At 39.7% G+C, this 12,654-nt stretch carries 7 protein-coding genes; all 7 read right to left on the bottom strand.

Annotated elements, in window-relative coordinates; all coding sequences use genetic code 11:
- Positions 1-9: 9 nt before the first annotated feature.
- Entirely contained in the window at positions 10-1,566 is a 1,557-nt protein-coding gene (locus tag IEX65_RS00190; RefSeq protein WP_188763448.1) for an arylsulfatase, read from the bottom strand.
- A 12-nt stretch (positions 1,567-1,578) separates the two neighbouring features.
- Positions 1,579-3,597 (bottom strand): NPCBM/NEW2 domain-containing protein, encoded by a 2,019-nt coding sequence (locus IEX65_RS00185; RefSeq protein ID WP_188763445.1) that lies wholly within the window; start codon positions 3,595-3,597, stop codon positions 1,579-1,581.
- A 69-nt stretch (positions 3,598-3,666) separates the two neighbouring features.
- Positions 3,667-5,916: a PVC-type heme-binding CxxCH protein gene (locus IEX65_RS00180; RefSeq protein ID WP_188763443.1), complete on the bottom strand. Its 2,250-nt coding sequence runs from the start codon at positions 5,914-5,916 to the stop codon at positions 3,667-3,669.
- Between the two features lie 15 nt (positions 5,917-5,931).
- Positions 5,932-7,932: an NPCBM/NEW2 domain-containing protein gene (locus IEX65_RS00175; protein WP_188763441.1), complete on the bottom strand. Its 2,001-nt coding sequence runs from the start codon at positions 7,930-7,932 to the stop codon at positions 5,932-5,934.
- A gap of 18 nt (positions 7,933-7,950) precedes the next feature.
- Positions 7,951-9,459 carry an alpha/beta hydrolase-fold protein gene (locus IEX65_RS00170; protein WP_229250450.1) on the bottom strand — a complete coding sequence of 503 codons (1,509 nt, stop codon included), beginning with the start codon at positions 9,457-9,459 and terminating at the stop codon, positions 7,951-7,953.
- Between the two features lie 26 nt (positions 9,460-9,485).
- Positions 9,486-11,192 (bottom strand): hypothetical protein, encoded by a 1,707-nt coding sequence (locus IEX65_RS00165; RefSeq protein ID WP_188763440.1) that lies wholly within the window; start codon positions 11,190-11,192, stop codon positions 9,486-9,488.
- Between the two features lie 44 nt (positions 11,193-11,236).
- Entirely contained in the window at positions 11,237-12,613 is a 1,377-nt protein-coding gene (locus IEX65_RS00160) for a 3-keto-disaccharide hydrolase (RefSeq protein ID WP_188763437.1), read from the bottom strand.
- Positions 12,614-12,654 lie beyond the last annotated feature (41 nt).

Raw genomic sequence — 12,654 nt, 5'->3', positions numbered from 1 at the left:
TGTTGTTTATTAGTTTTTTGAAACCTCTTTTACTCCCACAGACTTTGCCCAAATAGCGTATTCTTCTTTTAAATCACTCAATATTTTAGGCTCTTTAGCTGCAATATTTTTGGTTTCGCTTGGGTCATTGCCGAGGTTATATAATTCCCAATCGGCATCTTCCAATTCTTTTACTAATTTCCAGTTTCCTTTCCTTATAGCTTTATTTCCTTCATGTTCCCAAAATAGCGTTCTTGTTGGTATTTTTGCTCCATTCCAAAGGTAACTTAGGCTTTTGCCGTGAACGTCTGAAGGTTGTGATTGTGCCAGTTCGAGACTGGTTGGTAGGAGGTCAATTACATGGCTTGGAGCATCAATAAACTCCTTTTTAGGTTTGATTTTAGCAGGCCAATGAATAATACATGGGCTAATGATGCCGCCTTCGTGCATATATTTTTTATAAAGTTTGAATGGCGTATTCGATACATTTGCCCACTGGAAATCGTAAGTGCTATAAGAGCCTCGTTCGCCAATTCTTTTGTTTGGTTCGCCGAGTTTTCTGTCGTCAACGTTTTCGGGGCTGGCTCCATTATCGGCCAAAAATATGATAAATGTGTTGTCTAATTGCTTACTGTTTTTTAGGTATTCAATCAGCTTGCCAATATTTTTGTCCATTCTATCAATCATTGCCGCATAAACTGCCATTTTTCTTGCCCATGTTTTTTTGTCGCTTATTTCATCCCAAGGCTGAATATCGTTTGGACGTTCAGTGAGTTGATAACGCTTATCGAGCAAACCAATTTTTTGCATTTTCTTGAAGCGGTCGGTACGGGTTTTATCCCAGCCTTGTAAGTAGTAGTTTTCGTATTTGACAATATCTTCTTCGTAGGCGTGTAGCGGAAAATGTGGAGCAGTGTATGCTAAATACAAGAAGAATGGATTATTTTGTCTATCGTTCGACTTGACAAATTCGATGGCTTTATCGGTAAAAGCATCGGTTGCATAATAGCCATCTTTGGGCAAAACATACTCTTTGTCGTCTTGAACCACAAATCTTTTTCGTTTTTCTTGTAAGACCTCAAAATAGCTTGATGCACCCGAAATTAGACCAAAATAACGGTCGAAACCTCGCTTCAAAGGCCAATAGGCGGGACTCTCGCCTACGTGCCATTTTCCTGTCATGTAGGTTTTGTAACCAACTTTCTTTAAATCCTCGGCAATGGTTGGCACGCTTGGTTCGAGATAGCCCTGATAATTACCTTTTTGCACTTTTTGGTCTTCAAAACTCACCATATTGCCCATTCCAACGGCATGGGAATACTTGCCAGTGAGCAATGATGCTCTGGTTGGGCAGCACCGCCCCGCATTATAGAAGTTTCTTAGTTTTAAACCATTGGCTGCTAATTTATCAAGATTGGGGGTGCTTATTTCACTGCCATAACAACCAATGTCCGAAAAGCCCATGTCATCGGCCATGATAATGATGATATTTGGGCGTGACGGTGAAATTTTAGATGAACTTAAGGAAATAAACCCCAATAAAGTAATGATTATCAACGATGTGATAAAGTGCCATTTCTTTTTCATTTTGATTGAATTTTAGCGTTTTTGAGGAAACATTCTCAACATTATGACTCCGTGATGACGAATATTGGCCGTGAAAGAGCCATTGAAAAACCCTAAATCTTTCTGACTCCACACATCACGCAGTTTGAATTTTCCTTGCAAACCAACTTTTGAGAAATCAAACGTAAACGATTTAGCTTTTTCATCACCCCAGTTGAAATACGATTCAGGTGTTTTGCCATAATTGCCAGTATTGAAAAGGCCGACGGCAGACGACCCATCTTCTAAAGGTTTTACCCAAACTTGTATGCCATTTTCTTCCAATAAAAGCCTTCCACCTTTACCAAGTGAGTCTTGGTTTATTTCGATTACTTCATCGTTCGATAAAAGATTGAGCGTGAAAGCATCGAGCTGTTCAATCGGGCAGCCAATGAGTAGGGGAGCAGCCAATAAGCTAAAAATGCTCACATGACTGTATTGTTCGTCGGGTGTTAGGCGAGTGTCGTGCATGATTGGGCCAATCGAAACTTTACCAACAATCATCATGTCGGGGTCTGCCCAGTGGCCATGCCCAGTATAAGGCGACCATTTATCGAGCGAAAAAGAGTTTAGAAAAAGGCTTGTCCAACTATCTTTAATATCAGGCCCAGTGCGGTACATATTCGTTAATCTTGCCCAGTCGCTTACTTTCTCAAAAGGGGCGTTGTTTGAAATACTAAAGACAATATCTCTACCAGATTGCTTCAAGGCATCTGCCATTCGTACGGTAGAATTGACATCAATTCGCCAATCGTATTTCAAAAAATCTGTTCCCCAATCGGCCATTTGTTTGGCATCAATTGTTTCAAATCTATATTTTGCAATGTGGTTAAAGGCTCGTCTATTGACCATGATTGACTGATGAGATTCGCCACCTTTTTCAAAATCAGAGGATGCCCCAACATAACCACCATAACTTGAAATATAGGGGGTAGAATAAAGCCCCACTTTTAAACCAAGTGAGTGAATATAATCGAACATTCCTTTTATATCGGGAAATTTCTCGTTGGGTTGTAAGGCTAAATTCTCTCCTCCACGCATACCTTGCCAAGCATCGTCGATGTTGATATACGTCCAGCCGTGGTCACGCAGACCCGTTTTTACCATTGCATCGGCCGAAGCAATTACTTTTTCTCGGTCAATATGAGCTTCCCACGAATTCCAACCGTTCCAACCAATAGGTGGTGTAAGAGCAATGGTATCACCTATCTTGATAGTTAATGATTTGGTCGCTTCACCGAATTTGTTTTGTACTTTTAAAGTAGTTTGATATGTCCCACGTTCGCTTACTTTGCCAGTTATGATGCCCGTTTGTTTGTCGAGGAGAAGCCCTTTGGGAAGGTTGGCTGCCGAAAAAGTCATTGGCCGTTCGCCAGTTGCAGCTATTGTGTAGAGAAATGGATTATTGGGTGTGGCTCCGAAAAGTTTAGCCGAATTTATTTTAGGTTTTTTGCCTACTTGGGGAGTTAGAATATACTTTTCGTCGGTGTTTACAACGTGTTCGGGCATGGCATCGCCGAGCATCTTTAGTTGGGCATCAATCCAGTTGCAGTAAGTTCGTTTGTTGTTGATACCCCCAACTTTGTCGGTAACTAATAAACCCAGTTGCTTGATTCCTGTAAGGTTAATGTCAATTTTTACTGGTTCATCACCAATTTTCATTTCCTTACTTTCAAAAAGTACTTTTCCATCGCCAACCACGTAGAAGGTAAGGGCGATTTCTTTATTTCCTAAATCATCGGCTCCGATTAAGGCCGAAAAACGAGTAGCTTGTTTGTTTAATAAAAAAGCCAACACACAAGGCGATTGGGCCCCCAAACCTCTTGAATACTTCTTTCCGTTGATTCGTAAAGTATCGTTTGAATAATTTTTCTTTGCTTGTACTGGCCGCAGACCTTCCGAAAATGTTTGAATCAATAAATCGTCCAACCATACGGTTTTGGTCTGCTGTGCCGAAATACTCGCATGCACGAAAACGAAAAGAAGTAATAGAAGTTTGGGTATTTTAGACATGATTTAAAAATGAATTTACTGTAATAAATACTTTTCAAAACCCTGTCTGAGTGTTGGCTTCTTTAAAAATTACTTCTCAAAATCGGTTTCGAGCAATTGTTTTTCGTTGAATAGTCCACCACCCGCAGGCTTTTTATCTCTTAATTTTTTAACGTCACTGGCCGCAATGTTTTTGCCATCTTTGGCAAAGGCATTTTGCGTGAAACGAATAATATCAGCTATATCTTCGTCGCTTATATCTTTGTTATTGGCCAAACCTGGCATTTCGTTATTGAGCTGATATTGTTTGCCATTCACAGTAATTGGGCCGCTCAAACCATGTAAAATAATTGATGCCAATCTTTTCATTGAGCCATTGATATACTCCGATTCTTTCAATGGCGGGGCTAAATCTTGGATACCTTTTCCATCTGCACCATGACATGTCGCACAAATTGAGCGGAATAATTGTAAACCTCGGGTACGGTTATCTACTGCATTTTTCTCCTTCACAAAAATCGGATTCAACTCTTTTTTCTGATGATTGTTAATCGCCAAAGTCAAGTTATTTTTTAACAGGGTCGATGGATTTTGGGTATTGAGATATTGTTCTTCTTTTCCATCAAGGCTACTCACGATTGCTTCTTGGAAAACTCGTTTATCGGCATATTTTTTCTCGATTTGAGCAAGCACTGGCAAAAAAGCATCATTGCTAAATTTCAACCAATTATTCATTGAAAATGCTAAATATAAATCAAGTGTTTCGTTATTTTGAGCTAATAACTGTGTACAAATCGCCTGCATTTGTGGCGTATTTTGGATATTTGCATAGCGTTCGATAAGACCCAAGGCATGGGCTATGGTTTCGGGTTGTTTTGATTGGCCTATAATTTCCGATACTGTCCCAAAATTCAAGAAACTTGAACCTTCCAAAACATATAAAGCATGAATCGAAGCCGAAAACTCATTATTGCTTTTTGCCAAAGCAACCAAATCTTTTATGACACTAAAGTCTTTTTTCTGAATCAATAATTGTTGAGCTCGGTCTCTCAACCAGCCATTCGGATGGCTAAGTAGAGCCACTAAATCTTTGGAGGTTGCTTTGGTTAAGTCTGGTATTGCATGAAGTTTGCTTGATTTATTCACAACTTTCAAGATACGACCTGCATTTTGCAACGTATCTAATTTTTTATTGGCCAGTTGTTCGGCTAAATATTGAGAAATGTATGCTTTGTGCTGAATAATACCTCGGTGCATATCAACGATATACATTGCTCCATCTGGCCCATTAAATAGATTGACAGGACGGAAACCTTCATCGGTTGAAGCAATAAACTCTTTGCCCGCAATGGCTTGGGTAGCAACGGTTTGTGTGCTATTAAAACTCAAAGTATTGCGTTTGATAAGGTTAGCTTCTGGCACACAAACAAAAGCATTTTGGTTATAAGCAGCTGGAAATGCCCCACCTCTATAAATCAATGGTCCACAAGAAGCAGTTACTTCTGTCAGATACCCTCTTTCATCTAATACACCTTTTTGATACCCACGATTAACCGATGTTTGATGAATCGGAAAAACCTTATTGTTGGTTAATTTTTGCCCCTCAGCTATCGAAGGCTTAAAGTATTTGTTTCTGATGGCTTTGTTAGGCAAAACATAGTCGCCTTGTAGCTGCACGCTATTATTGTTGTAGTAAAGCCGCCCGAAATTATCATGTGTAATTCCCCATTGCCCACGATACGAAGTTGGTTCTTTGAGCCATTTACCATTTTTAAGTTGGTATCTGAAATTATAATTGGCGTTATAAATCCAGTTGTCAATGTTCATCATCAAGCCGTTTGATGAATGCTCAACATTCCCGCCTTCGGCATAGATTGGGTCAACGAGTGTTTTTTTGCCTGGTTTGTCGCCTTTAATTTCAACAAACCAAAGTTTTGGGCCATCGGTATAAAGTAAGCCACCATAAACAAAAGCCATTGCACGAGGCAAAACGAGTTTATCCAAAAAAACTTTTGAATGGTCAACCACACCGTCTTTATCGAGGTCTTCTAAAATCGAAATACGTCCGTTTGGTTCGTCTTCGCCGATTCCTTCGAGGTTTGGCATATAGCCTATCATTTCTACAATCCACATTCGACCTTTATTGTCAAAATCCATACTAACAGGAGCTTTCAATAAAGACTCAGAGGCAATCACGCTGAGTTCAAAACCATCTTCGATTTGGTAGCCTTCAAGCGAAACTTTTGGCTCTTTGAAAGAAATGATTTTAAAACCAACAATAAAGGTGGAAAGCATTAATAATGAGGTAAATGCAATTTTAAATGGTACTTTCGTAGTCATATCTGTTAAGGTTTTTTAATGGTTTTGCGGAAACATTCGTAACATTATAACTCCATGATGACGGATGTTTGTTTTGAAAGAACCAATAAAATTACCTAAATCTTTTTGTTGCCACACATCTCTTACACGGAAATTACCTTTTAGGTCAATTTTGTTGAAATTTAGAGCAAAATTTGCGGATTTTTCATCGCCCCAACGGAAATACGACTCGGGGGTTTTGCCGAAATTTACAATATTAAATAAGCCAACTGCATACGAACCATCTTCCAGGGGCTTAACCCAAATCTGTATGCCGTCTTCATCAGAAACCAATCGGGCAGGTTTACCCAGAGGGTCCTGATTGATTTCGATGACTTCATCATTTGTTAATAAGTTGAGCGTAAAATCGTCTAATTGCTCAATCGGGCAGCCAATTAGTAAAGGTGCTGATAGTAAGCAAAATAAACTTACGTGGCTGTACTGCTCGTCGGGAGTTAGACGGGTCGGGTGAAGTTCAGAACCTGTCGTAACATTGCCCAAAATCATCATGTCGGGGTCGAGCCAATGACCATGCCCACCGTAGGAAGCCCATTTATCAAGCGTAAAAGCAGATAGATAAAGGCTCAACCAAGAATCCCGAATGTCGGGACCTGTGCGGAAGGTATTGCTTAACTTTGCCCAATCTTTAGCATTTGAAAAGGGGGCTGAATTAGAAATACTGTAAACAATGTCTCTTCCTGAGTTTTTTAAAGCCGCCGACATCCTTTCAGCTGAAGGCACTTCAATCCTCCAATCGTATTTTAAGTAATCGACTCCCCAAGCTGCCATTTGTTTGGCATCATTTTCTTCAAAATGATATTTGCCAACATAGCGAAAAGCTCGTTTATTATTTTTGATAGAATCAGTGATTTTTCCATCGGCAAAATCTGAAGAACCGCCAATGTACCCAGCATAGCTTGTTATCATGGGCGTAGAATAGACTCCAAGTTTCAGCCCCTGATTATGGATATAATCGGCCATTTCTTTGAAATTTGGAAATTTTTCGTTGGGTTGGATGGCATTAAAAACGCCACCTCGTTGCCCTTGCCAAGCATCATCAATATTAATGTACGTCCAGCCGTGTTGGTTGAGTCCCATTTTTACCATGGCATCGGCTGAGGCGATTACTTTTTCTCGGTCGATGTTTCTTGCCCATGAGTTCCAACCATTCCAACCAATTGGTGGCGTAAGTGCAATCGTATCACCGATGATAATTTTTAACTCTTTTGTAGCCTCACCAAAGGCGTTTTTAGCCATTAAGGTGCTTGTGTAAGTCCCTTTTTGAGCAACTTTGCCCGCTATAAGCCCCGTTTTTGAATCAAGCGAAAGACCTTGTGGTAAGTTTTTTACTGCAAAATTCATCGGGCGTTCACCTGTAGCAGCAATCGTGTAAAGGAATGGGTTATTGGGTCTTGCACCAAAAAGTTTAGGCGAATTAATTTTAGGTTTTTTGTCAGGCTTGGGTGTTAGAATGTATTTTTCATCAGTATTTGGCATCGTTTGTGGAATAAAGTCATCTTTCATGATAAACTTAGCATCTGCCCAATTGGAGTAGGAACGATTAAATCCATTTTCTTCAATCGTAACTAAAAGCCCTAAGCGTTTAACGCCCAAAAGACTTACTTTTACTGGTTTGGGGGCATCGCCAAGTTTCATTTCACCACTTTCAAACAATATTTTTTTATCGCCGATTACATAAAATTTGAGCGGTAAATCTTTGACTCCTTTATCGTCAACTCCAACCATGGCCGAAAACTCGGTGGCATGACCATCTAAAAAGAATGATAAGACGCTGGTTGAGCTTACACCCACACCGTGTTTATATAGTTTACCATTTATTTTCATGGAATCCCCACCCGCATTGGTTTTACCCAAAACCGCAGGAATTCCCTCTGAAAATGATTTAATTTTCAAGTCATCGAGCCAAATAGATTTTGTTTGGGCAAAGCTGTGTGTATGTAGCCCCAATACGGCAAGAAAAATGATTATCTTATTCATGTGATGTGTAATGAACCGTTATTTTTTCGCAATTTTATTGGCAATCAAAGTCAAAACAGCCTTATCGCTCCATTCTTGTCCATGCCCTGCCATAGCCGTAAATGAAACCTTTGCATCTGATTTAGGATTTTCGGTTTTATCTAAAAACTTTTGTAAAAACCTTGTGGCGACATTTGAGTAAAGGCCGTCCATGTCGCCCATCCAAATCCATATTTTGCCTTGCAATTTTGGACCAAGTGTTGTCCAGTTTTTCTCTAAAACCTTTTTCAAATCATATTTCTCCCATTGTTTGGCAATGGAATGGTCAATTTTACCAGTAAATGGGTCAAACATCAGTGAAGGTAAATTATTCGCTCCTTTTGGGCCAAATGCAGCATTATAGGCTCCAAACTGACCGCCAGAAACTAAATAATTACCTGTTCGACTATTGAGGTTTTCTCCTGCAATCCAATCTTTCATCGAGAAGGTTGGCTCTCCATAAATTGTTCTTCGGCCTGGTTGTAAATAGCCATAACGATTATAGAAAATAGATTCATCTTCATAGATATTGATGAGTCCGTAGTGTTCAAAATCAACAGGGTCGGGGCTGTACGACCACGTGCCATCAAAAAAGTCAGGGTAGAAGATTTGTAGAGCTAATGATACCCAGCCTCCAGTAGAATTTCCTGTCAGAAAACGCATTTTTGATTCGGGTTTATAGCGAACTTGCCTTTCGATTTCTGGAATTAATTCTTCAAGCAGTGCTTTGCCACATGGACCATTATTTTCAGAATCAACTTGATAAGTATCTCCGTAAGGCCCTTGCGAATCAAGAAAAACATAGATGATTTGTGGTGCGTTTTGGGTAAACCACCAATCCGAAAAATCTTTATTATTGACTATACCATTAATAGCGGTGTAGCGTCCGTTTAGCCCCGCTGCTCGGTAGCAAATCGGATAAGTTTTGTCAGGATTTTCAAAGTACCCCGATGGCAATAAGATTGAAGCCTTCAAAAAACGAGGTTTATCCGAAAACTCGGATAAGTATTTACTTTTAATTTCAACAGATTTTACAAAATCATGCTTAATTATACTCGTTGGCTCAATGATTTGGTTGAGTGTAAGATTCAGTTGGAGGTTATTTGAAAACAAAACTGAATCAATATTGCTGTATATATTTCCTGCTACATTTTCCTGTCCATCTTCAATGTTTTGTTTGTAAACTACTTGAAAATAATATTTATCTGAAGGATTTCCTTTCAATTTATCCAAGCCAATGTTGAGTACATTTTTGTTTTTTGAATCCAGAACAAAGGATTGGTTTATCTCCCAATTCTGGGGTGTTACGCCAAAGGCAATTTCAGACCAAAGGCGTGGCTCTCGTTCATGTTGTTTGGTTACGTGTAGTATTAATCGCCCCCCTTTGATAAATGATTTCCTGATTTCGGGTGTTATGCCGATGCTAACTTGCCAAGAGATAGCCTCTTGGGCGTGAGCAAAAGCCTTAATAAAAAATACCGAAAACAGAATTATAACAAGATTTTTCATCTGAATACTATTCTCTACTAACAAGTTTAAGACAATGAAATTTTATGTTTGAAAGGTGTAAAACCTGTTAGATAAACCGTAGGTGCATCCATTGCGGGCAAAGCTCCACGTAATTGAATATTCTTATGTTCGACTTTTCCTGAGTTAAAGTTAATGCTATCATTGCCAACTGTATAGGTGCCTTTTTGCTCAGAAAAAAGATAAGCATTGTCTTTTTTAGTTGATTTTGTAACGCCCGAAAACGTACCGCCTGCTCTAAAAATTAACTCAAGCGAAACAGGAACTCCATCGGTACCGCTCAAACTGATTTCAATTTCAAGCCCATTGTTAGCTTCTTTTATTTTTACGACGGTTTCCAGTTGCTGAATCTCGCTTTGTTTGCGGAGTGTTCTTGGCATTTTGTCTAAATCTCCATCGGGAGATATTTTGTCTTTGTCAAGTGGTTGATAATAAGGGCCTTCGAGCGTTTTTCGTAAAACCCAAGTATCGCCTTGCTGCTCAATTTTCTCTGACTGAAACTGTCCTTTTCCAAAGAATGATGCGGCTACTCGCATTGCCTGCAAAACTGAATTGCCTTTATGAAAAGTCAACCAACCCGTGTTGTTTGATAAAAGTGTGCTATCCCAATTATTACGTCGGATACGCACCACGCCCGAGTATGGGAAGGCCTTTGCATAGCTGACTGGCAAAGGTTTGTCGGCAGGTAGTTCTCTCCAAAGTGTTGGGTCTTCTAAAAAATAATCGAGATAACCAGCCAGTTGCTCTTTTGTACTGGTCTTTTCGATTTGTCGAGCCATTGCTGCCATTTCGCCGTTATTTTTTTGTAATGCCATAAAACGGTAGCAATAATAGTATTTCGACATATTACCAATCGTTCCTTTGTCTTGTCGGTTAGATGCCTCAGTAACAACTTCGCCGTTTGGGTGAACGTAGTATAGTGTCATTTCGAGGTTTTTCAGGACAGGCTCTAAAAGTTCGGGCTTGTTTAGTCCTTTTGCCATGATTATTAAAGAGCGATTGACAATAGGAGAGTAGCTATTGGTACTTTTCTCGGTATATTGCCCATCGGGGTCTAAATCAATATGTTCGGCAAGCCATTGGTCAATACGATTGAGATAGCGTTTATCAGGAAATAACTCATTAAGTTTTGTTAAAGCGGCCGAAACCACCCAACGATGATTGGGCGTGTGAATACCACCTACAATAAGTCCATCACCTGCATTTTTTAGAAATTTCTGTAATAAATCAAGTGTATTTTCAGCTCCTTTGGTATTAGATTGTTTCAGAAATTTGTACGCAGGAACGATGTTTTCTAAAACAAATGCCGTATCGGGTGTTGAATGAAAATTAGTGGCTAATAAATCAATCGTTCCGTCGCTGTGCTGAAATTGGAGCATTGCTTTGGCCGCAGCTTCTACCTCTTTCAAAACCTCATTTGATTGATAAAACGAAGACTCAGAACATGACATCAGCATACAGGCTTTGCCAATAAATCCACTCGTTGAGTGTGGATTTGGAATCTCAACATCGTCCATGTACCCACCCACGTATTTATGCTTTGGGTCAGTAACTTTTAATGCCTTGAAGCTGGGTAATTGTTGGTCATGAATCTTAATCCATTCGAGCAACCAAGCAGGCTTAGCTGCTGATTTTTGTTGAAATGAACCAAAGCCAACAAAAGGTAAAGCACAAAGCGAAGTAGCTCCCATTGCTACAAAATTTCTTCTATTCATGGGTGGTAGATATTTTAATAAGTTTGTTGGTGAAGTGTATTTGCTTAAAATTCTCTGATTTTTATGCTTCTGAAATGAACCTCATCGCCGTGGTCTTGTAAGAGAATGTGTCCCGAAACAGCTTGTGCGAAATTTTGATATGTATTGTATTTGCTTTTCGAAACGAGGTTACGAAATATTTGAGAATGTCGGTCATATTCAACCATTTTGAGGTTATTGAGCCAATGTTCTACATGCCCATCTTTTGAAACGATGCGAAGTTTGTTCCATTTTCCGGGTGGATTCATTCGTTTATCATTGTTGCCTTCCGAAAGATTTTCGGCGGTAATTAAATCATAAAGCGAACCAGTAGTGCGGTTTCCGTTTACACCTTCTTTAGCATCGGGATGTACTTTGTCATCGAGGATTTGAAACTCTGGCCCTAAGCCCGTACCTGCTCTTTTCTTGCGGTCTTCAACTACAAAATATTTCAGTCCGCTATTAGCTCCAGTGCTAAGTTTGAAGTCGAGTTCGAGTTCAAAATTGGAGAATTCTTGGTCAGTGATAATATCACCACTTTTTACCAATGTATCTTTTTTTGTACCTAAAACTTTCAAAACCCCATCTTGAATCGCCCATCCAACCGTTGGGAATTTATCATAATTAGCCAAACGCCAGCCTGCGGTGGTCTTTCCATCCCAAAGCAAACGCCAACCTTTTCGTTGTTCGTTGGCCGATAGTTGATTGATTAAATAACTTACTTCGGGGGCTTCTGCACCGCCTTTCCAAACAGCATCTTTTAAGTTTTCGGTAGCAATTCTGATATTTTTCCATTGTACAGTTAGCCCGACTTGCTCTTCTCGCTTGATTTGGTGTACTTGCAAGGCTATAAATCCACGAGCAGTTTGTGGGTCTAAGAGATTCGCACAAGGAATACCATTTATCCAAGTTTTGAGGCTATTTCCAACGGCTTCAATATGATATTTGTTCCATTGTCCATTTCTGAAAGCCTTTTGTCCTTCGGCATTGACAGATAGCGGATACAGCCAGCCATTTCGGCCTTCATCGAAAATCCCTCCACTCCATGCTCTACTGCCAGGGTCGATTTCTACTTGATAGCCATGTACTTTACCTGCTTGAATGTTTGGGTCGCTGATGCTTCTGATTTGAATACCAGAGTTTAAGCCAAGGTCAACTTTTACTTCTAATTCTAAAACAAAATCGCCGTAGGCTTCTTCAGTACATAAGAATGAATTAGGTGTATTGAGTTGCGAAACCCCAACGATGGTTTTGTTGACAACCTTATATTCGGCATTGCCATTTTTCTTAGTCCATCCTTTCAAATCAGTGCCATTGAAAAGTTCTTTCCATTGGGCTTGTGCCAACGAAAAACAGCAAAGAAAAAAAGTAGTGGTTAGGGTTAATAATAAATACTTTTTCATGGTTAGGGTTGAAATGAGGGTTTGAGTGGAAAAAAGAGAAG

This window comes from Emticicia aquatilis, from assembly GCF_014644295.1.
GTDB classification, from domain to species: domain Bacteria; phylum Bacteroidota; class Bacteroidia; order Cytophagales; family Spirosomataceae; genus Emticicia; species Emticicia aquatilis.
The sequence above is the reverse complement of the archived record's forward strand: the minus strand, read 5'-3'. Positions and strand labels throughout refer to the sequence as shown.

Excerpts from the sequence above, each read along its gene's own strand:
- IEX65_RS00165 (WP_188763440.1), bottom strand. The coding sequence starts at position 11,192 with ATGAATAGAAGAAATTTTGTAGCAATGGGAGCTACTTCGCTTTGTGCT.
- IEX65_RS00190 (WP_188763448.1), bottom strand. The coding sequence starts at position 1,566 with ATGAAAAAGAAATGGCACTTTATCACATCGTTGATAATCATTACTTTA.
- IEX65_RS00180 (WP_188763443.1), bottom strand. The coding sequence starts at position 5,916 with ATGACTACGAAAGTACCATTTAAAATTGCATTTACCTCATTATTAATG.
- IEX65_RS00160 (WP_188763437.1), bottom strand. The coding sequence starts at position 12,613 with ATGAAAAAGTATTTATTATTAACCCTAACCACTACTTTTTTTCTTTGC.
- IEX65_RS00170 (WP_229250450.1), bottom strand. The coding sequence starts at position 9,459 with ATGAAAAATCTTGTTATAATTCTGTTTTCGGTATTTTTTATTAAGGCT.
- IEX65_RS00175 (WP_188763441.1), bottom strand. The coding sequence starts at position 7,932 with ATGAATAAGATAATCATTTTTCTTGCCGTATTGGGGCTACATACACAC.
- IEX65_RS00185 (WP_188763445.1), bottom strand. The coding sequence starts at position 3,597 with ATGTCTAAAATACCCAAACTTCTATTACTTCTTTTCGTTTTCGTGCAT.